The 20,168-nt window shown below is 64.8% G+C and carries 15 protein-coding genes; 3 read left to right on the top strand and 12 right to left on the bottom strand.

The genetic code is table 11. The features are described 5' to 3' along the window. Nucleotides 1-235 precede the first annotated feature (235 nt). Nucleotides 236-1,480: an isocitrate dehydrogenase (NADP(+)) gene (gene icd / locus IPF85_RS00815; RefSeq protein ID WP_343406160.1), complete on the bottom strand. Its 1,245-nt coding sequence runs from the start codon at nucleotides 1,478-1,480 to the stop codon at nucleotides 236-238. Nucleotides 1,481-1,643: 163 nt separating this feature from the next. Continuing rightward, nucleotides 1,644-3,785 (bottom strand): fused MFS/spermidine synthase, encoded by a 2,142-nt coding sequence (locus tag IPF85_RS00810; protein ID WP_343406159.1) that lies wholly within the window; start codon nucleotides 3,783-3,785, stop codon nucleotides 1,644-1,646. Between the two features lie 344 nt (nucleotides 3,786-4,129). On the opposite strand from IPF85_RS00810, the gene IPF85_RS00805 reads away from it, so the two are divergent. The 3 genes from IPF85_RS00805 to IPF85_RS00795 all read left to right on the top strand — a co-directional run bounded on the left by IPF85_RS00805 (nucleotide 4,130) and on the right by IPF85_RS00795 (nucleotide 6,790). Continuing rightward, complete coding sequence (locus tag IPF85_RS00805; RefSeq protein ID WP_343406158.1) at nucleotides 4,130-4,777, top strand: phosphatase PAP2 family protein; 648 nt, start codon at nucleotides 4,130-4,132, stop codon at nucleotides 4,775-4,777. A gap of 85 nt (nucleotides 4,778-4,862) precedes the next feature. After that, nucleotides 4,863-6,104: a GAF domain-containing sensor histidine kinase gene (locus IPF85_RS00800; protein ID WP_343406157.1), complete on the top strand. Its 1,242-nt coding sequence runs from the start codon at nucleotides 4,863-4,865 to the stop codon at nucleotides 6,102-6,104. Then, nucleotides 6,101-6,790, top strand: a complete 690-nt coding sequence (locus tag IPF85_RS00795) for a response regulator transcription factor (protein ID WP_343406156.1) — start codon at nucleotides 6,101-6,103, stop codon at nucleotides 6,788-6,790. Before IPF85_RS00800 ends, IPF85_RS00795 begins: the two co-directional genes overlap by 4 nt. A 111-nt stretch (nucleotides 6,791-6,901) precedes the next feature. On the opposite strand, the gene IPF85_RS00790 is transcribed toward IPF85_RS00795, so the two are convergent. Genes IPF85_RS00790 through IPF85_RS00745 form a run of 10 tightly spaced genes read right to left on the bottom strand, consistent with a single transcriptional unit; the run spans nucleotide 6,902 to nucleotide 20,007 of the window. Then, complete coding sequence (locus tag IPF85_RS00790) at nucleotides 6,902-9,187, bottom strand: DUF6519 domain-containing protein (protein WP_343406155.1); 2,286 nt, start codon at nucleotides 9,185-9,187, stop codon at nucleotides 6,902-6,904. 42 nt (nucleotides 9,188-9,229) lie between these two features. Continuing rightward, complete coding sequence (locus IPF85_RS00785; protein ID WP_343406154.1) at nucleotides 9,230-11,317, bottom strand: hypothetical protein; 2,088 nt, start codon at nucleotides 11,315-11,317, stop codon at nucleotides 9,230-9,232. Next, the gene (locus IPF85_RS00780; RefSeq protein ID WP_343406153.1) at nucleotides 11,314-14,220 is read right to left on the bottom strand and encodes a putative baseplate assembly protein; all 2,907 of its coding nucleotides are present in this window, start codon (nucleotides 14,218-14,220) and stop codon (nucleotides 11,314-11,316) included. Before IPF85_RS00780 ends, IPF85_RS00785 begins: the two co-directional genes overlap by 4 nt. Before the next feature lie 57 nt (nucleotides 14,221-14,277). Beyond that, entirely contained in the window at nucleotides 14,278-16,695 is a 2,418-nt protein-coding gene (locus IPF85_RS00775) for a putative baseplate assembly protein (RefSeq protein ID WP_343406152.1), read from the bottom strand. 1 nt (nucleotide 16,696) lies between these two features. Then, nucleotides 16,697-17,053, bottom strand: a complete 357-nt coding sequence (locus IPF85_RS00770; RefSeq protein ID WP_343406151.1) for a GPW/gp25 family protein — start codon at nucleotides 17,051-17,053, stop codon at nucleotides 16,697-16,699. A 7-nt stretch (nucleotides 17,054-17,060) separates the two neighbouring features. Then, on the bottom strand, nucleotides 17,061-17,378 hold the full coding sequence (locus tag IPF85_RS00765; protein WP_343406150.1) for a hypothetical protein: 318 nt from the start codon (nucleotides 17,376-17,378) through the stop codon (nucleotides 17,061-17,063). A 14-nt stretch (nucleotides 17,379-17,392) separates the two neighbouring features. Further along, nucleotides 17,393-17,908 carry a phage baseplate assembly protein V gene (locus tag IPF85_RS00760; RefSeq protein WP_343406309.1) on the bottom strand — a complete coding sequence of 172 codons (516 nt, stop codon included), beginning with the start codon at nucleotides 17,906-17,908 and terminating at the stop codon, nucleotides 17,393-17,395. A 5-nt stretch (nucleotides 17,909-17,913) separates the two neighbouring features. Then, on the bottom strand, nucleotides 17,914-19,041 hold the full coding sequence (locus IPF85_RS00755) for a hypothetical protein (protein ID WP_343406149.1): 1,128 nt from the start codon (nucleotides 19,039-19,041) through the stop codon (nucleotides 17,914-17,916). Beyond that, entirely contained in the window at nucleotides 19,034-19,354 is a 321-nt protein-coding gene (locus IPF85_RS00750; protein WP_343406148.1) for a LysM domain-containing protein, read from the bottom strand. Before IPF85_RS00750 ends, IPF85_RS00755 begins: the two co-directional genes overlap by 8 nt. Further along, nucleotides 19,354-20,007 carry a hypothetical protein gene (locus tag IPF85_RS00745; RefSeq protein ID WP_343406147.1) on the bottom strand — a complete coding sequence of 218 codons (654 nt, stop codon included), beginning with the start codon at nucleotides 20,005-20,007 and terminating at the stop codon, nucleotides 19,354-19,356. The genes IPF85_RS00750 and IPF85_RS00745 overlap by 1 nt, the downstream gene beginning before the upstream one ends. Between the last annotated feature and the right edge of the window lie 161 nt (nucleotides 20,008-20,168).

Below are 20,168 nucleotides of genomic sequence, written 5' to 3'. Positions count from 1 at the left end.
CCACGGCCTGAGTTCAGGCCTCAGGTCAAAATGCCGAAAACTCCTAAGGCCAGTAAACGATGTGCCATCCTAAACCTTCACCGCCACGCGGGCTATGACGCAGCGCAGTTTGTTCAGAAAGTCACACATAAGTGATTATACAGGCAGAACGAGTAAAGTACAAAGTGCAAAGTACAGAGTACAAAATGCAGAACGTTGGGAGGGCTTTGCACTTTGCACTCTGCACTTTGCACTACTACAGATTGGCGATGATGGCCGAGGCGAACTCGGAGGTCTTGACCTCAGTGGCGCCCTGCATCTGGCGAGCGAAGTCGTAGGTGACGATCCCCTGCTCCACCGTCTTGACGTAGGCTTCAATGATGGCCTGACCGGCTTCTTTCCAACCGATGTAATCCAGCATCATGACGCCGGAGAGCAGAAGCGAGCCGGGGTTGACCTTGTCCAGGTTGGAGTACTTGGGCGCGGTGCCGTGTGTGGCCTCGAAGACGGCCATGTGATCGCCGATGTTGCTGCCGGGGGCGATACCGACGCCGCCCACCTGCGCGGCCACGGCGTCCGACAGATAGTCGCCGTTGAGATTAGGCGTGGCGATGACATCGAACTCATCCGGCCGCAGCAGCATCATCTGGAACATGATGTCCGCGATGCGATCCTTGATGACGATCTTGCCGGCCGGCGCCTGGCCGTTGTAGGGCGCCTGCCACAGTTCATCCTCGGTGATGGTGATGTCGCCGAACTCCTCTTTGGCCAACTCGTAGCCCCAATTGCGAAACGCGCCTTCGGTGAACTTCTGGATGTTGCCTTTGTGTACGAAGGTGACGCTCTTGCGGCCGTATTCGATGGCGTACCGAATGGCCTTACGCACCAGGCGCTTGGTGCCGAATGCGCTCATCGGCTTGATGCCGATGCCCGCGCCCTCGAAGAAGTGTGCGCCCATCTCCTCACGCAGGAAGCGCGCCAGCTTTTCGTTCTCAGGCGAGCCGGCCTTGTACTCGATGCCCGCGTAGACATCTTCGGTATTCTCACGGAAGATGACCACGTCCACCTTTTCGGGGTGGCGCACCGGGCTGGGCACGTTGGGGAACCAGCGCACCGGGCGCACACAGGCGTAAAGATCGAGTTCCAGGCGCAGGGCCACGTTGAGGCTGCGGAAGCCGCCGCCGACCGGCGTGGTCAGCGGGCCTTTGATGCCGACATAGAACTCGCGGATCGCAGCGAGCGATTCTTGCGGGAAGTAGTCGCCATAGGTATTGAACGCCTTCTCGCCCGCGTAAATCTCAGCCCAGGCCACCTTGCGCTGACCGCCGTAGACCTTCTGCACGGCCGCATCCCAGATACGCATGCTGGCCCGCGTGATGTCCGGGCCGATGCCATCGCCTTCGATGAACAGCAGGATGGGATGATCGGGCACGAGCAATTTTCCTTCGCGCACACTGATGCGCGCACCCTCTGAGGGGATAACAATCTTATCGTAAGCCATGAAAAGCTCCTCCTTCATGGGCGCCATTTTACCACCGAATGGGTCAAGCCCTTAAATTTTGCGCGGCTGCCTGTAGAGTCGCGCGCCTGCCGGCGGAATGCCGGTTGAGCAGATCACGCGCTGGCGTTCACCCAATGAAAGATGAATTGGATCGTACAACTGCTCACCGAATGATCTGAAGTAGATTGCTGTAATCATCTGTCCACAGGCGTGCGGCTGCCTGTGAGGCGGGGCGGGGTGTGCTGCGGCTGGCGATGGCTGGCAGTTGCAGGAACGCCGGCTCGCGGCTGAGCAGCATCCACAGAGAGTCGTAGCTTTGCAGCCTGTCGCCTGGATGCTCGATCAGGGCCGCGCCAAGTTGAAATTCATCCGCCAACCGGTAGACCGCCTGGCTGAGGTCGAAGATGCGGTTGGACACGTTGATGGCGATGACGCCGCCGGGGTTGAGGTGCTGTTGGTAGATGGCGAAGGCCTCTTGAGTGAGCAGATGCAGCGGGATGGTGTCGCCGCTGAAGGTGTCCAGCACCAGCAGGTCGAAGCGCTGCGAACCGCCGGCCGCCCATTCACGTTCGAGTGAAACGCGCGCGTCCCCGGGGACGATCTGAATGTCGGCGTCCGAATCGCGCAAGAACGAAAAACGGCCATCCTCGCCCTGCGCGATACGAATGATGTCGGGGTTGATCTCGTAGAAGCGATAGACGTCACCCGGCTGGCCATAGCTGGCGATGATGCCGATGCCCAGTCCCAGCGCGCCCACCCGCAAGGGGCCGGGGCGGGCCGGGTGATTGGCGATCGCCAGGCCCACACCGCTCGGCTCGCTGTAGTACGCCGTGGGCACTTTGCGAATCTCATTGGCGGCAAATTGAAAGCCGTGCGCGGTCCTGCCATGCGTCAGTTGATAGGCCAGCAGCTCGGGCTGCGCGGTGTTGATCTCCCACACCCGGAGGACGCCGTAGAAGTTGCGCGTGGCCACGAGGGTGTCGGTGGAGATGGCGCGCATGATGAGGACGATCAAGAGACCCAGCACGAACACCGCAGCCGCGGATGCGAACACCGCCGGCTTGAAGCGGCGTGGCGCGGCGTGGCGCACAGAGGCCTTGACTCCGCGCTTGCGCACGACCGGCGCGCTGTCAGCCTGGAGAACCAGGGTCAGCAGGATGCCGCAGGCGACCAATCCCCATTGCAGTTCCCAGAAGCCGGTGGTGAACAGCAACGGCGCGGCCAGGGTCACGAAAATGCCGCCCAGCGCGCCGCCCAGCGCCACCATCAGGTAGAACGACGACAGGCCGCGGGGCGAGGGACGCAGCCTGAACAGCTCGTTATGGCAAAGCATACACGCGCTGAACAAGAGCAGTGTGTAGACGATGAGTTGGGCGCTGATACTGAACGGCGGATTCTTCACGAGCATCCACAGGCTGATGAGACTGAGGATGAAAAAAGCGGCCAGGTATGGCCGGCGGGAATACCAACGCCCGCCGGCAAAGGCCAGGATGAAGGTCAGCAGGTACACCGTCAAGGGCAGCACCCATAAGAAGGGGATGACGGCCACTTCCTGGGTAACCTGATTGGTCACCGCCATGAGCAGCGTGGTGGCGCATGCGGCCAGGCCAAGCCACAGGGCATAGACGCCGAGTCGGGAGCGTTTTTCCGCGCCAAGCTGACTTTCCGGCGTCCCCGGCTGCTCTGCGACCGCGCGCCCGGCCGTGATTCGCCAAGCCAGATAGGCTGCCACGGCGACAAAGAGCGTGTACCCTGCAGTCCACAGATAGGCCTGCGTCCGCAGCGTCAGCAGTGGCTCGAAGATGAGGGGATAGCTGACCAGGGCCACGAGCGAGCCGGCATTGGACAGCGCGTACAAGCGATAGGGCGTCTGCTGCGCGTGGTCGCGGCTGAACCAGGCCTGCATGAGGGTGCTGTTGGTCGCCAGCAGGAAATAGGGGATGCCCACCGAGACAGCCAGGACTCTGAAGATGTCCCAGACGGGGAAATCACCGTCCAGCGGTCGCCAACTGGCGGGCGGTGTCAGCGGCGAACGCCACAGCAACGCCGTGGCCAGCAGCAAGGCGAGCGAAAGGGCGAGCAGGCCCAGGTGGACTGTTCCCTGCCAGCGGCCACGGACGCGGCCGAGCAGCCAATAGGCATAGGCATAACCGGCGGTCAAGAGCACCTGGAAAAACAACAGGACTGTTGACCAGACGGTTGGGGTGCCGCCAAACCAGGGCAGGATGATCTTGCCGATCATCGGCTGGATTTGGAAGAGCAGAAAGGCAGAAAGGAGGATGCTGAACGCGTAGTAGGATGGCACGGACGATGAACCTCAAGCGTGAGAATTCGATTAGCGGCCTCTTGAAAACCGGCGCGGATGCAAGCTGCAACTGCCCATGTCGAGGCGTCACTCTCATTATAGTCATCTTTGCGAGACTGTACAACTCGCAAAATCGAGCGTGAGGGAAGTTCCCCAAGTGGATTGACAAGTGATTGGTTCGGGCCACTCTACCTCGGCCCAGTGGCGACGCGGGGATTGCACGGAGGTGGGGGTGAGTCAATCGTTTGCCTCATTAGCCGGAAGCCATGTATACTATCAGTACCGTGCGCCCGACCGCCGGCGCGCCCGCTGGCCCTCTCCCCTGATCAAAAGGGATGTCAAAGATGCAACGCTTGCGTGCCTGGGGCAAGCATCCCCCGCCGCGGGGCATGGTGCTGCGCTGGCTCATCGGGTTAGGTATCCTGTTAGCGCTGGTCGCCGTCTTCACGGAGCTGGCCGAGGACGTTTGGTTCCGCGAGGGGTTTGCCTGGGATGCACCGTTGATCCTGGCGCTGCACCAGTTCAGCCGACCGTGGCTCGATACGGTCATGCGGGTCGTTACCCAGGCCGGGCAGGCCGGGGCCATTGGGTTGGCGCTGGTCCTCGCCGGCTGGTTTCTCTGGCGGCGCCGCGCGCTTGATGCCGCGACCGTCGCCATCAGCCTCGTCGGCGCGACCGCACTCAACATGGTGCTGAAACTGCTGTTCGCGCGCCCGCGACCTGCGCTCTTCCCACCCCTGGTCGTCGAAAGCGGTTTCAGCTTTCCCAGCGGTCATGTCACGACCTCGGTCGCGGTCTACGGCCTCCTGGCCATTTTTCTATGGCGGCAGGGTCACCGCGCCGGGGCCATCTGCGCCGCAGCGTGGGTACTCGTCGTGGCTGTCAGCCGTATCTACCTGGGCGTACACTACCCCAGCGACACCCTGGGCTCGATCACCTTCGCCTCCCTGTGGCTATGGGCCGTCGTTGCCATCCGGATGAGGGGTGATTGATGTCTTCATTGATGTCTTCGGTGTTCAATTACGTATGTTGAAAAAAAATGCCAGATCGGGTAAAATCAGCACAGGAGGTAGCATCATGACCTACCAGATTTCTGATCCTGTAGTCATCTTGCGCCTACGCCAAATTCTGAATGGGCTGCAGGCCGAGATTGACGAGCGCGAGAGAGCGCGCGCGGCGCTGGCGCGCAAGAACGCCGAACTGAATGATGCACTGCAACGGCGGCTGGCCGAGAGCGAGAGCTTCAACCGCCTTCTGGTGAGCTTGCTCCAAAAAACAGTGCTGGAACAAGTGCTGGACATCGTCTGCGCCGAGGCCCAGGGCTTGGTCGGGGCGACGGGCAGCGCGGTCCTGCTGCTGACCGACCAGGCCTGGCTGGAGGTCAAGCATCGCTTGGGCAAGCCGTTGGCGGCGGCCGAACCGGTGCCGGTGGATGGCTCCGTGGCGGGTCAGGTCGTGCGCCAGGGTGCGCCGGTGCGGCTGAATGATCCAGCTTCCTTCGCGCAGGTCCAGGTCTACCAGTGGCCTTCGGATCTCACGGCGTTGCTCGCCGTGCCCTTGCACGTCAACGGCGCGGTCATCGGCGTGCTCGACGTGGTGAATAAGGTGGGCGGCTTCACTGAGGACGACGTTCCTATCATGTCCGTATTCGCCAACCAGGCCGCGATGGCCATCGAGCACGCCCGGCTGCAAGAGCAGGCGGAGCAGTTGGCCGTGCTGGCGGAACGGCAACGGTTGGCCCGTGAGTTGCACGATTCGGTCACACAATCGCTCTATAGCGTGACCCTGTATGCCAACGCCGCGGCCCTGGCGCTGGCGGCCGGCAAACAAGAGGTCACGGCCGGCTATCTGCAGGATCTGCAGGAGACCGCGCAGGAGGGGATGCGCGACATGCGGCTCCTCATCTTCCAGTTGCACCCGCCAGTGCTGGAGACGGAAGGGCTGGTGGCCGCATTGCAGTTGCGCCTGGCGGCCGTCGAGGGTCGCGCGGGTCTGCAAACTGAGCTCCGCGTCGAGGGGGAGCGGCGGTTGCCCATCGCGATCGAGGGCGACCTCTACTGGATCGCGCAAGAGGCACTCAACAACGTGCGCAAACATGCGGCGGCCCGGCATGTGGCCGTGCATCTGCACTTCACCGTCGCGACCCTTTCCCTCGAAGTGGTGGATGATGGCGTGGGTTTCGATCCGCAAGCGGTGCCCGTCGAGGGGCGGGGCGGCTTGCGTACCATCGCCGAACGCGCTGCACGCGTCGGTGGGAAACTGACGTACGAAAGCATGCCTGGCGAGGGCACGCGGGTAAAGGTTGAGGTGACCATATGACGGAAGAAAACGTTCGGTTGGCAAAACCGAGCGTTCGTGTCTTGATTGTTGATGACCATGCCATCGTGCGCAAGGGTATCCGCGCCCTGCTCTCTGAAGCCGACGGGTTCGAGGTGGTGGCGGAAGCCGATACCGGCCAGGAAGCGGTGCTGCGTGCCCAAGAGACCCACCCTGACGTTATCCTGATGGACCTGCTGATGCCTGGCATGGACGGCATCGAGGCGACGCGCCAGATCATCAGCCGTCAGCCACAGACGCGCATCCTCGTGCTGACCAGCTTTGCGGCCGACAGCAAGGTTTTCCCCGCGATCAAAGCGGGAGCCTTGGGGTACCTGCTCAAGGACTCCTCGCCTGAGGAACTCGTGCGGGCCATCCGCCAGGTGCATCGCGGCGAGCCATCCCTTCATCCGACCATTGCCCGCAAGCTCCTGCAAGAGATCGCGCGCCCAGTCGAGCAGCAGCCTGCCCCGGAAGCGCTCACGGCGCGCGAAATGATGGTGCTCCAATTGATTGCCCAGGGGCTGAGCAACCAGGAGATTGCGGACCGGATCGCGGTCAGCGAGCCGACCGTGCGCACCCATGTAAGCCGGATCCTCGGCAAACTGCACCTGACCAGCCGCACCCAGGCCGCGCTCTACGCAGTGCGGGAAGGGTTGACGGACGCGGCGATGACGGAAGAGGCGTAGCCGCAGCGACGACATTCCTCGTGGAACCTGGTCATCGCAAGGGCCAGGTCGTGCTCAGGCGCCAATAAGTGCCAGTGCGTGGCGACGCCCCCAGATCAGGTAGTCGTCATGCTATCCCGGCCGCAGCCAGAACCACATTTCGAAATCCCCGCCGCGTCGCCCGTCGCCTCGGGGCAGTCTGGCCGCCGTGCGGCCATTGACGAACGCGCCGAAGGTGTTTCCGTCAAGGTAGATCTCGGGCTTCTCCGGATCGGTGTCACGCGACCAGATGAAGTTGCCCTTCAGGGTAAGCCGCGTCAGGACTGCCCCTATCTGGCCGTGAGTATTGCCCTCTATTGCACTGAACATTGATGTCCTCAGCCACTGACTTGCAGGTTCTGTGGGCCGCCAACGGATGACGTTGTTGCCCTCCGAACTCACTTCGGCTGCCAGGGTGATGGTCTGAAAACCCAGTACAGTCAATGGGGCAGCACGCCAGTCCTGGCTTTGCGTCCGGCTGGGGAAGGGCAGGTCGAGGGTCACGAAGCAGACAGCGTTCTGGAACCGATCGACGCGGTTGCTGACGCTTTCCGGGAAAATATCCCGGTCGCAGACGATCTCGATCCCGGCGAGCAGGCGTTCGACCGGCAGGTCGCCGTCATTCTCGATGGGGCCCCCGTCCGCGCGCGCCAGCACCTCCACAATGTGGACCACTTCGTCCTGCGGCCCGACGCCGAGGAGCCCGCAGAGCTTGTCAATGGCCTCCTGGACTGTACTGACGCCACCCAGGTTGTTGCACTGTGTCGGGTCGTAGGCCACCTGGCTGGCGACGCTGACCGTGGCGTTGAAGTCCAGGACTTGACCCGGCGCCGCGTTCCCGCCGGCGTCCAACAGCACGGCCTGCACCTGCTGCGGACCGTCTAAGCCCAGCGTCCAGATGCACTCGGCGATGCCATCAGGCGCAATCGTAGCCACCGGCGCATTGGCAGAGAGGCTCCCGCCGCCCGCCATCAGCGCGAATTGCACCGGCGCGCCGATCACCGGCGCCTGGCCATTCACCACGCGTACGCGCAGCGGCAGGGTCAGCGGCTGGCCCGGCAGCGCCTCCTGGCCGTCGCCGCCTTCGTACAGCAGGGTCGTTAACGCGGTCAACTGCGGGAATAGCTTGCGGCAGTCCGTCGCCGTCCAGGTATCCCCCGCGGGGATCAATAGCGCCAGCGAAGCGTAGTGATGCGTAGGCCCATGACGCCCCTCGAAGACCGGGCCGCTTGCCCCTCGTGGCCATTCGACCTGGCCCGTCAAGCTGCGGGCTGGCGCCGTCCAGTAGTCGCCCGACACATAAGCTCCGTCGCTAAACTCCACCATGACGCCATCTTCCAGCTCCACCCACTTGGGCGCCTCGGGTGTGCCGATCTGGACCGTTCCGATGCCATCCCAACGCCGTACGGTCGGCCGGGTGCCCGTTGCCAGCGCCAAATTGGCCGGGTTCTTCAGCGTAATTCTGTCCCCCTTGACCGCAGTGACTTCGAGCAACACACCGGGTTCGTTGCGCAAGGTGCGCTCTTCGTCGCTGATCTCCACCCACGCGGCCGCCGCAAAGCCGAGCACGGCGTCTTTGCCCGGATCGGACACCGTAATGACTGGCGCGGCCGGCGTCGTTGCGTCAACCTTGACCCCCTTCGTGAGGATGCTGCCGTTGTCGCGTGACCATTTGTAGGTGGCGGTCCCGGGCGCGCCAGCCTCGTGGATCTCCACCCGGTAGAGCTGGTTCTCCAGCCGGCGATAGCCCCCGCCCGGCGGGACGAGGCAGTCGTTGGCGGCAGGCTGCGCCGGCGCAGCATCGGCGCGCAACCTGCCGGCGCCCGCGACCCCGTCAGGGATCCAATCCGGGCCAAAGTCGGCGCACGTAGCGGCCGCGTTGGCCAACGCCTGCGCCTTCACCTGCCAGATGGTCTTGAGGCGGGTCGTCGTGTCAGGCCCACCGAGCGCCACCTCGCGAATCTGTGGCTGGTCGTCGCCCGACTGCTCCAGGGCGGTCTGATGACGTTCCCAGACGTCCAGGTAGGCGTGGTAAGCCTGGCCCGAGACGAGCGCGGGCGCGCCTGGGTAGTCGGGCTGGGCATCGTACGGGACGATCTCAGTGGCTTCGCAGAGGATGCCATCCACATAGAGTTGGCCGTCGGCGATCTCGAAGGCGCTTCCTGCGATCCTGACCTGGAAGTTCCTGAATTGCCCCAGCGGGGACACAGGCGCCCCGGATGGTCCGATCACGTCGCGCGTGGTTGCCTGAGCGCGCTGCGCCTGGATATCGGCCTGTTCGTTCCATTCTGCGTCAAGCAGAACGCGGCCTTGCTGCATACGCACGCTGCTATAGTGTTTATCCCGTCGGAAGGTCAGACGTGAGAAATCGCCTTTCATACTATCTCCTCTATCTCCTCTACATACAAGTGCGCTTCCCTGTCAGGAAGCGAAGAAAACGCCGGCCTCCAGGCCGAAGCGCAGGTATTCGTCCAGGCTCACGCGTAGGTTTTTGAGCCGCTGCGGCGCTTGCAGAAAGTGAAAAGCCCCCATCTCGCCTTCGTCCTCGGCGCCAGTGCCGATCTCAGGGTCAACTGTGCCGGCAAGCTGCCCGTAATCCGCCTCGCCGTAGGTTGTGGAGGCGTAGGTCGGGAAGATGCGCCCGGCCGACGCCGCATCGGCGGGCTGGCACCGATACCGTTGCGGCGCCAGCGACTCGAACGGGAGGTAGCAGAAGCGGGTGCAGCCGATTTGGCGGCGCTCGACGATCACCATGCCATCGAAGATACTGTTCGATGCCTCCAGGCTCGCTGCCTGGGTCGCGCCCAACACCGTGCTTGCCTGCACATCCAACATAGGGCCGCTCAGATCGCCGCCAACGATGCTGGCCGTGATGCTGGCCGCGCGGATAGTTTCCGGCAGGCTGAGCGGGCCGCAGATGCTGCGGTTGAGCCTCACAGTCAGGTTCTCGTTCCCCTGCCCCGCTTGGTTTTCCATCTTGATCGCCAGGCTGGAGCTGCCGGGTACAAGTGTGCAATGTGCCAGACGCAGCTCAGCCAGGTTGCCAGCCAACATGGTGACAGTCCCTTCCACCAACAGGCCGTTCAGTGCGAACGCACCTGGTTGCAGGGCGCCGGCCGGCGCCGTGCCGATTACTTCAAGCGCGCCGTGCAGATGGGGCCGCAAGTCGGCGGGAGCAATGCGCCCGGCGATGCGCTGCCCCGACGCGTCCGGCTCCTCGGGCCACCCCGCGGCGACCAGCAGCAGCCGACTGCCGGCCGGGATACGGATCGCCAGCGCACCAACCAGATCCTCCCGATAGGTGCGGCTATCCATGAGCGCGATGATGCCCTGGGCGCCGGCGGGCTGGTCGTTCCAGGCCTGCACGGCCTGGCCCAGGGTTGTCACGATCTGTGTTCCAGCCCCGACGGGCGGCTGCTGTGTTACGCCCATCTGCCAGGTGTTCTGACTGGCGGCAAAGTCCCGCAGGAAGTCTTCGACAGAATCGCGGCGGTCGTATGGTCCGCCGCCCAGGTCACCCCCGAAGCCATAGGTGTAGCCCACCTCGATGGCGCCGGCGGGATCGCTCCCGAACGCGATCCGGCCCAGTTCCGGGTCAACAGCCACTTTGCCGGCCGGCGGTGAATGCGCCCATCCTCCGCCTTGCTTGTCCGATAGGTCACAGACGAGGATATCGCCAATGGGCCGAACCTGGCCTCCAGCGCGAATCAGCAGGCTTCGAGGCTCGTTCTCTGTGCCGTAGCAGGCATCCAGGTTGCGCAGCAGGAAGCGCCGACTAAGGGCCAGCGGGACGTCCAGCGGCTGCGCCATTTGGGTGATGCTATCCTCCGTCCTGGCGAGATGATAAAGCGACTGATTCTTGCCTGGCGGGCTGAAGGCGTACCGGCGCTCGTCGTTCGAGGCTACCTGGCGCGCGGTGACGCCATCAATGTGATAGGCCTGAAGGCGCCACAGGAACAAACCAACATTTGGGATATTGTGTTTGCCGCGGCCGTTGTCAATATGCCGTACGTCCGCGGTGTGCGCCGTACGGTCGAACGGCCCACCCAGGAATCCGAGCTGATTTGCGTCTCGAATGTCGGGCATCGCAGGGGCGTGGGGCCGCACGTGGTTGACGTTCTGCGTCGTAACCAGCCGTTCAAAGAACTCGACCGCCACGGCCGGCCAACCGGTCACATCGCGGGCCAACTGCTCCAGCACAGCCGCCGTGCCCTTGCGGCGCCGGTAGGCGACGGTGTTGGCCACATACGCCCGCTGGGTGAAGCCCGCCGCCTGGATCGGGTAAAGCCCCTGGACGCCCAGCAGGTCGCCGATGTACGGCACGACCCATTCCTGGCACGTCTCAATGAACCAGTTGTCGTACAGGCGGGAGATGTCGTCATCAACCAGCCCCAGCTCATCACCGATGACCGCCAGGAGGGCGCGCAACGGCTCGCCCTCAGCCGCATCGCGCAGGCGGTAGATGGCAGGGAGCAGGCCGTAGAGGCGTTCTTGGGTCGCGTCGTTCATGGCAGCATCTCCTCCAGTCCAATGCCGAGCGGGTTGATCAGCAGCAGCTCGGCCAGCTGCGGAGCTTCCTCCTGCGCCTCCCAACGTACCAGCGCCGCCTCGAGGATCGTGCTGGGGCTGGGCTGCGGCCCGTCCAGCCGGTAGAGCTGCTCGAGATCCAGGGCCACGACGCCTGCCACCCGCTGGATGACCGAGATCACCTCGGCCGCGGTCACCGGTTGGGCGAACGTGCGCGCGCCGAAGGCGAAGGCGGCTTGCAGGGCCGTCGTGACGGCCGCCTGTACATCGGCCCAGCGGTAGCGCGCGTCGCGCACGATCCGCGCCCGCAGGTCGAAGAACACGGGCTGGTAAGTATCGACGCGGAAGCGCTGCGACGGGTCGCTCGCCGCCGCCATGGCCGCTACCAGGTTGGTGTACAGCTCCGACGTCGCATCCACCTGGTGGCTGGCCAGGGGTGAGGCGGCCGCATCGGGATCGTCGCCGACCGCCGCCTCGGCCGCCACGGTGACATGCACCCAGTGCGTCTCACCGCGCCAGAGCGCCACGCCTTTTACCTTGCCGATGCCGGCGAAGGCACGCGCGAAATCCTCGAAGTCGCGCAGCGAGACGATGCGATCCATCGTCAGCACCGTCAGCGGCGCGTTGCTCCGGGCGCTGTCGCGGTTTTCCGGGTCAGCGGCGCCCGTCGCAGGGGTCGGATTGATCACCGACCGGATGCCCAAGGGGCGCGACTGGAGCAGCGTCAGCTTGCCGGCGCCCACCATCCCGCCCAGGCCGATGCCGCTGCGGTAGGTTGCCGTGACGTTCTCGACCCCGGTGGGCAGCCGCGCGCCGGTGACGCCGTCGCCGAAGACGACCGTCGTCTTGCCGTCGTCACCGGCGCGGGCGCTGAAGCGCGGGTCGGTGGGCGCCAGGCCATACAGCCGCGGCGCCTCCTCCCACCGCACCCCGTCCACGCGCACCTCCAGCGAGCTTTGCACACCACTCGCATCGGCGGACGATGTGTAGGTGAGGGGCGGCTTCTTGAGGGTGAAGCGCTGGTTGGCCTGCGCGCCATTACCGGCCCCGAGCACTTCCGTCACGGTCTCGCCGTGGCTGGCGGCCGCGACGTTGGCGTTGAGGGTCACGGTCTTGCGGACGTACGTGGTCTTCAGGCCCGGCGAGGGGAAGACCAGCGTCGTGAAGCCGCCGACGTGGATGACGTCGGCGAGGATCACTATCTCGCTGACGGTCACTCCCGGCAGGTCGTCGCGCTCACCCGTGATCGCCACTGGTTGGCCGACCTGGAGACCGAGCAGCATGCGGTCGAGCTGGATCTCAGTACTCTTGGCCGCGATCGGATCTTCGATGGGCAGCTCGGCAAGCACCAGGCGCTCACTCTGGACGTGTGCCGTCGTGTTACGCACCCTGAAATCTTCGGGCCTGTCGGTCGTGTCCGCTTGAAGTTCCGTGGCTTTATCATCGGGCTTGCCCAATTTCAAGCCGACGGATTTGGCGCTCATGGCGAAGCCCGCCACGGATGCGTCGGTGGCAGAGCGCAACCGGTAGGCTGCGTAGTGATTGATCGGCCGCTCCAGAACCACCCAGCCGCTGCCCGCCAGGCCAGGCACGTTACGTTCCAGATAGAGATCGGCGCCGGTGTAATAAACCGCGACGGCCGGAGCGTCGGCAGGTTTCCTGGAATCCTTCCAGATGGACAGACCGCTGCCGTCATCCCATGGGATGAAGTAGTTACTGTGGGGAACGGCCGGCAAGCTGGGGAAATACGGCGCGTTATGGCCGAAGATGCCGAGCCGTGACCGGAACGCAAAAGCGCCCGGATCGGCCGGCGCGAGGGGCGGCGCAGGAGGCGGTGGCGGCGTGTAGTTGATGTTGAGCGTCAGCTTTGTTCGGCTCCAGCCCTGGACGGCAACAAAGGCGCTCAACTCGCTTTCGCGCCAGCTCTGACGGACGACCGACGTCTTGATCTTGTCTGCCGTGAAAGCAAGCTGAACCAGCTTGGCTACCGCGAATTTGTGGACCTGGGGTGTGAAAGAAGGCGGCTTTGGTGGCTCGGCGGTCACTTCATCTTCGAAATCCACTTGGGTGCGGTTCAATTCCGGATTGGCCGTGACTTGTCCGATCGAGCGCACGAGCGTCACCAGGTCCCCTGGATCGGACCGCTTGCCCACCAGTAGCACGATATCGCCGGGTTTGAGGCCGGTATTGACGCCGGTGAAGAAGACCCGCTGCACCTCTGCCGCCTGGGCCTCCGTTATGTCTTTTAGCTCGGCAGCCAGGCCGGCGTCAAGCGCATACATGTCCGTCATCGGCTGGTCCAAGAGATCGCCGAAGCGTGTGCTGATGCCGAGCAGATAAAGCTTGTTATCAGTTTCCCGGATCGCCAGTTCCTGCGGCCGGGTGAGACGCGGCTTCAGCGCATTCCACTCGACGCGCGCGGTGATCCCGGCATTTGTCTCGAACGTCTGCGGCAGCTCGCCGGGGCCGGGGATACTCTGCACCCGGGTGCCCTTCGGCATGATGGCGGTCGGTGGCGCCCCGGTGGCCGTGTCCACAGTGAAGGCCAGAAAGGCGCTTGCCGCCACACCTGGGCTTAGCTCATAACCGATTCCCCGCGCCAGCTCCAGCACCGAGAGCCGTTCGGTAGCTGTGCGCAGGTAGCCCTCGTTGGCGATGCGTTCCTGGTAGAAGGTCAGTACGTCCATGAGGACCGCGCTGGCGTCCAGCAGCGCGATCGCCGGATCGGCGATCGCCCGCGTGGTCAGGCCGGCCAGGGGGCGCTGACCCGCGTGCGGGCCGTCAGGGATCGGCTGACTGGGCAGACGGGCCAGCATGCGCCGCAGAAACGTACCATGCGTGCCGATCCGATAGGCCAGCGCCGGCAGTCCAGGACGGTTAACCACGGTCGGCTCCGGGATGCTCGCCTCGCAGCACCCGCAGGAGGACATCGTCGGTGTTGCTCATAGGCCACCCCCCATGATGAAGTCCAGCTTGCCATTTTCCGGGGCACTGGGATCGTTGTCCAGACGGGCAATCTCCAGGCGGCCCAGCGTCATGCGGCCTTCGGCGACCTCGCCGTGGGCGTCCTGCCCCAAACGCCGGAAGCGATTGGACTTGCCCGGCCCTTCTTCGGTATCCACCCACTGCACGCCCGGCACCTGCATGGCCGCCGCGATGATCTGACTGAGGTAGACCGCCTGGCCAAAGGTGAAGTTGTCGGGGTGAAAGAAGCCGCGGCGGCCATCGGGCAGGCTGTTGCGGCTGAAGGTGTCCAGCAACGCTTTCCTGACGCTGCTGCGGAAGTACCCCGGCGCGGCGCATACGGTCAACGCCATGTCGAGAGCTACGTAGCGCGGCCCGTCAATCTCCAGGTCGTAGCCGGCCAGACGGAAGCGCTCCAGCCAGAGGCGCATCTCATTTTCGAAGTCGGCGGTCACGGGCCGGCCGCCGCGCCGGTCAACCGTGACGTACATGGTGTACCAACTACCTGTCCAGCGTCGTGTCGCTGCGGCGCGCTGGACGCCGGGGTGGCGCTCGGCGGCGGCAGCGTAGTCGGCCTCGGTGACCGCGCGCTCCTGGGAGCGGAAGGCCTGGGGCGCATACAGCCGGACCTGCTCCGTTGGCTCGGGGGCGGTCCCGCCGGCGGCAGGCATGGGGTTGCGCACCTTGACGCCGGCGATCGGTTCGACCAGCCGGTCGAACGCGTCGGCGCCGATGTTGCCGGCCGGGCCGTTGCCGATGCGATAGGATGCCCGGAAAGTTGTTCCTTCGACCGGACGCCGGCCCAGCGCGTCATCACCGAAACGCAGCGTGGCTCGCCCGTCCTCCTCCATCTCCACGACGAACTCTGGCGCAAAGCGACCGCTGTTCAACAGGTCGTGTCTGGGCCGCCACAACGCACCCTCGCCATGCAACTTGATGACCGGCAGCACCTGTCGCAAGTCGAGGCGCAGCGCGGCCGCGGCCGGCCTGGTACGCGCCTCCTTATCGTCGTAGGGCAGCGCGTGCGTCAAGCCGGTTTCCTCGATCCGGGGCCGATAAGGGCGGCCCATAAGCACGATCGTCGGGGTGAGCGTCCCGGCCGCCTCGTTCTCTTCCACCGTCCGGCCATGATCGGCCAGCGCGACGTTGCCGTGTACTACAGTGACAGCCAATCTCTTGCCGGGGCCTGCAGGATCGGGGAACTCGCGCAGGCAGAGGGGGAAGGGCAGCGCGTCCTCAGCGTGCCATTGGACCTCGAGCACCTTCGTTTCAGACAGCGGGTCGGTCTGCTCCTGGGGTGTGGCGCTCAGGCGTACCGCGTGGCGGTGGGACGGGTCGGCATCCTCGCGGCGCCCACTATCCGGTCCCAGCACTTCCTCGAAGATCAGCACGTCTCCCTGGGCCAGGTCGAGATCGGCGGCGCTGCCCGTCAGGTGCGCGCGCGTGGCGCCCTTGGGCAGGCAGCAGTCCGGATCGCTCCAGGTGTAGAAGGCCATCGGGTTGCGCTCAACCCTGAGCGAAATGACCGGGTGCAGCGTCTCGAAAACCAGCGACGGGTCCGCCTGCGCCGTGATGGCCCGCCCAGTCTTCAATACCGGCTTGTCGGGTGTCCCGATCAGGTCCCGGTCAACCTCGAAGCAGACCCAGGTGCGGGCGTTGGCCCCGTCGTGCATGACATAGTCCACCAGCCGAGCGTGGCGACGCACCGAGGCGCGGCGCCGCGCGCTGCCCAGGTAGGCCTCGGTAGCCACCGCGTCCTGGGCGTAGCTGAGGTAGTCCCCGGCATAGGCCAGCGCTTCGACCACCGCCACCCCCAGGTCAGCCGGATTGCGTTCCCGCCAATCCGGCATGACGACCGCCAGGCGATCCAGCAGCAGACGGCGGAAGCTGGCGTAGTCCTTGGCCAGATAGTTGATCGGGGGTGACGGAAAGGCCGGCTCGGGACACACCTCGGCCTGCACGCAGTCGAAGTCACTCGGGCAGTGTACCCTGAACGAGAACGCCACCTCGGCCAGTTGCGGGTCGAAGCCGGCCGGCGGCGTCCCTTCGGCCGATACCGGTGAGACCAGGCGCAGGACGTAGGTCGAGAAGTCGCCCACACTGCCCACAGTCACGGTCAAAACGTTCCCGGCCGGCTCCACCTTCAGGATGCCGATGGCCGTGACCCGGACCCCGCCCGTGATGACGACAGCGTCCGCCCCCAGGGCCGGGGCTGCGGGCACGCCGTTCGGCTGGCCGGGCAGGGGATGGACGAAGTGCACCAGCAGCTTCTTGTGATCGGCCGGGTCAACCTCCAGGTAGTCAATGCCGTTGACCACTGGCTGGCCGTTGCTGCCTTTGGTATCGCGCACCAACGTGCGCCGGACGGAGTTTGCACAGCGATATTGGGTATTCATCTTACGCTTCCCGGCTGAACTGCGCGGCCCCGCGCCGCTGCGTGCGTTGCACGACGTAATCTACCTGCACAGACAGGGCGGAATCCACGGCGTCCACCTGCACCCGCTCAACCGCAATCAAGTCCCCCAGCCACTGTTGCAGCGCGCCCTGCGCCAGGAACTGCACGGCGGTGGCCAGTTCCGGGCTGTTGGGCGCGAAGAGGAGTTGCCCCAGGCCGCTGCCAAAGTCCGGCCGGTTGACGCGCTCGCCAGGATTGGTGAAGAGCACGCCCTCGATCAAGTCACGGATGTGGCGGTCATCGTCAGCAGTGGCGGTGCGCCCTCCGCCGTCGAAGCGGAATGGATAAGCAATGTTCATAGTTGCCTCACTGCGCTGTCACGCGCGCCTGCGTAGCCACGATCATCAGCGGCGTGCCGTTGGGCGCACAGATCGCCTGGCTGTCCAGCAGCAGCAGAGGCTGCCCGTTGCTGGTCACCCGCGTGGCCCCGACGATCCACTGGGCGGTGACGCATGGGCTGGGCGCACCCGGCGCGAATGCGCACCCGGCCACCACGTACGGCGCGGCCATGGTCACCGTCGGCTGGCCGCTCACCAGCACGCGAGGGTTCGGGACGGTCGGCTGCGCCTGCCCGCCATGCGCGCACAAGACAGTGGCGCCCACGTGTAACACGAATCCTGGCATCGTTTGCTCCTATCTCACATCACGACCAACGCGCCGTTGTTGATGGTCACCGTGGGGCTGGCCATGACGATACTGGCGCCTTTGCCGTTCTGAATGGTGATTCCCGTGTCGTTCACGATGATCGTGGCGCCCGTGGCGCTCTTGAGCATGATTCCGCCAGTCGGGCCGGGCAGGTCGCTGATCACCAGCGTGTTCTGCAGCGATGTCTGCAGCACGATGTTGGGGCTGGCGGGGTTGCCTGCCAGCGCCAGCGGCGGCACCTCGGCCACGATGCCGTAGAAGCAACCGGCCCAGATCGGGAAGTCCGGATCGCCCTGCTCGAACTCGATCCACACCCCCGAGCCGATCTGCGGGATCATATACGCCCCCATCTGCTTGCCCGCGATCGGGAAGCAGGGCATCGCCCAACTGGAAGGAGCGATGCCCAACACGTCGGGGATGAAAGCCTGAATGCGCCCGCACTGCTCCGGATCGATGTTATTGAACACGGTGCCGCGATATTTGCCGTAGTACTTGTTCATCTCTTTCATCTCTTTCATGAAGTCACCGCCGGCAGGGTCGAAATCAGCCCGTTGCGGACGAGCTTGAAGCCCTGTTTGTATTCCCCGCGCTTGATCTTGTGCGTCACACTGCTGACATAGTAGAGGCCGTCGAAGGCCAGACCGGCGCCGCGCACGCCGACCAGGCTGCGTGCCTTGAGGATGCGCCCGTAGCGCAGGACATCCAGGCTGCCCTGACCCTTGACCGCATCCGACCATTTGGCAGCCTGGGCCATGCCGATCATGATGGCGCGCGCCGGTGAATACTTGGCCACCCCATGCACCGGCCGCAGGTTCAAGGGGATCGGCGGGATCAACCCCAGCGGCGGGTTCAGCGGCGTGATATCGGGGATCGGGATCGGGATCAGCGCCTTGCTGATCTTCTCCTGGATGATGACCGTCGGCAGCCCCTTGGACTGGTTGTCGAAGGTAAAGCTCAGGCTCTCCACGTTCGTATGCGCGTCCATGTTGATGTTGAGCGCCGGCTGCGGCGCCCCGACCTTGATCTGCGGCCCCCAATAGGCGACGTTGACGCCCGGCGCCGGGCCTGGGGCGATGTAGAAGACGTAGCCCACCCGCTCGGCCAGCTCGTTGATGTACGCCAGATCGGTGCCCTGGTGGGTCGGGATCAGGCTGGTCGGGATCGGCACGTCTATCAACACGCTGGGGATGATCAGCGGCACGATGCCGAAGATGGCGTACTTGGCGATCAGCAGCGCCACCCTGCCCTCGGCCGGCATGGCTGGGTAGGGCAGGCCGCTGAAATCCTGCAGGTTCATCACCGCGGTCAGGTCCTCGCCCGTGATGATCAGCGTAGACGTGCCGCCTTCGGCGCTCGGGGCCACCTGGTGGTTGGTGATCACGCCGTCAATCAGCACGCTCGGTGTCCCATTGATTGTCGCCACAATCACCACGCGCGCCAGCGGGATGGGGCTGCCGCCGGAGAGCAGGAAGAGCGTCTGCAGAGGCGAGCGGTTGCCCAGCGTGAAGGACAACTGGAACACGCTCGGCCCCGTGTCGTTGACGGTGACCTCGACGCTGGTGAGCGCGTCCAGCACCAGCTTCGGCACAGGGATCGGCGCCACCGGCCCGATCATCAGCGTGAGTTGCACACCTTTAAGCATCGGGCAACCCCGGGATGCCTTCCGGCAAGGTGATGCGCAGGCGCCGGCCGACCTCTTCGGTCAGCTCCTCCGGCCGCATGACGCCGTTGGCGTCGCATAAACGCCAGAACTGCTCCGGGTCGCCCAGGTAGGCGGCCGCGATGAGGTCCGGCCGCTCGCCTTCCGCCACCGTGTGCTCCTGCAGCAGGGCGAAACGCCGCGGCGAGGGCACGAAGCGGCGCCGCAGGTAGACGATCTTGCGGCCGTCGGGCGCGGCGGTTTCGCTGGTCTCGATGCCGTGGTAGCGGCTGTTAGGCGGAAAGTTTGTTGTCATCACGGTAGTCCCGTAATCCCGAAGGCGCTGAAGGCGCCACCCCGGTTGCGCGCGGCCATCTGCTCCTTCACCTGCAGGTAGCTCATGAACAGGCTGCCGCCCCGGTGGTCGAAGCCCAGGTCGTCCACGCTCAGCACGCGCAGGCTCAGGCTGACCTTGGCGCGCAGCGGGTTGAGCGCAGGGTCGAACGCTTCCTCGGTCACGCTGAAGTCGGTGAGGCGCACGGGCACCACCCGGCTGCGGCTCCAGATGAAGAGCGTCAGCGGCGCCTGCATCGGCGCGATCTCCAGCGTGCCCGCCCTGGCCAGGCGGTTGTTGGCTGCAAGCTGGGCGCTGGTCGGATAGACGATGGTTTCCAGCACGGCCAGCTGCGGATGGATGCCGAGCTGCGCGGTCTGCCGATCTGCCATCTCCAATTGATCCGCGGCGTCAATCTCCACCTCCAGCTTGATCGTCTCCACCGGCGGGCCTTTCAATCGCAGCGCCTCGGAGCGGTCGCCGCCCTCCGCGCCCGCGCCCTTCACCTGCAAGGTGCGGCTGAGGGTGTCCGGGTTGTATTGCAGCGCGATGATGCGCAGCACCGCGCCCGTGTTTGGGTCCAAAAGGACGATGCCGCCTTTCAGCAGGCGGGGAGAGTTTGGGAAGGTAGTCATCGCTTGGGTCTCCCAACGGTATTCGCACCCGCTTGTTTGATTCCCGGGAACGATACAAAGCCGATTGGATCGTCGTTATCGAACACCGACATCGTGTTGCCCCGCGGAGGATGACCCTGGCGCCTTGCCGGTCGTACAAATCTCGACCGAGAACACAGAAG

Origin of the sequence: Candidatus Amarolinea dominans, assembly GCF_016704685.1 — a bacterium.
Taxonomy (GTDB): Bacteria; Chloroflexota; Anaerolineae; order SSC4; family Amarolineaceae; genus Amarolinea; species Amarolinea dominans.
The sequence above is the reverse complement of the archived record's forward strand: the minus strand, read 5'-3'. Positions and strand labels throughout refer to the sequence as shown.